Source organism: Actinocorallia aurantiaca (assembly GCF_039533685.1).
Classification (GTDB): Bacteria; Actinomycetota; Actinomycetes; order Streptosporangiales; family Streptosporangiaceae; genus Actinocorallia; species Actinocorallia aurantiaca.
Window position 1 is genome coordinate 1 of sequence record NZ_BAAATZ010000060.1, and the last position, 722, is coordinate 722.

A 722-nucleotide genomic window follows, 5' to 3' on the forward strand; every position below is an offset into this window, starting at 1 on the left:
GGCCACCGTGGAGACCGGCACGACCGAGGCGATCCGGGCCGGGCTGCTGTTCCCCGTGGCCGACCCGCACGCCGGGGAGGGCAACCGCGCCGCCGAATACCTCCTGTGCATCCCGCTGGAAGACGCCCGGAAGGCGGCCGAGGACGCGCCCAAGGGCTCTCCGGAGCCGACCGAGGACACCGCCCCGGACAACATCCCCCCCGCCGACCCTGACGCCCACCCCGCCCTGTCCACAGACGCCTCTTCCAGCATGTGTATGAAACTCGGACCCCTACCTCCGGAGGCTCTCTCTACTGATGAAGAGAACCTTTCGCGGGCGCACGCGCGAGGCGCGGGCGGGGATCTGTCCGACGACGCTCCCGAGAGTGAATCAGACAAAAGGACTGAAGACTCAGCGAAGAGGGTGTTTCCGGACGCTCCGGCACGGCCGTTGAGCGAGCCCGTGCCGTGCGGCGGGTGGACCCAGCGCCAGCGTCTGCGGGCCGCTGAGGCCCTGCGGGCCGCCTCCCCGCTGTTCCGGAGGGCCTCGGCGCGGGCCCTGCGCAGCGTCCTGACGCCTTTCTGGCGGGCCGGGTGGACCGGGCGGGACGTGCTGTACGCCGTCGACCACCAGCCGGACGGCGTCCCGTGGAGCGCCTACGACGTGGCCGAGCTGCGCAACCCGGCATCGTTCATCACCTGGCGACTGCGGTCCTGGCTGGACGGGGACGGGGAGCCGCTGC

At 72.0% G+C, this 722-nt stretch carries 1 pseudogene; it reads left to right on the forward strand.

Annotation, left to right across the window (positions count from 1 at the left end):
* Window positions 1–430 precede the first annotated feature (430 nt).
* Window positions 431–722 (forward strand): annotated as a pseudogene (locus tag ABD327_RS37350) (hypothetical protein); the annotation flags it as partial.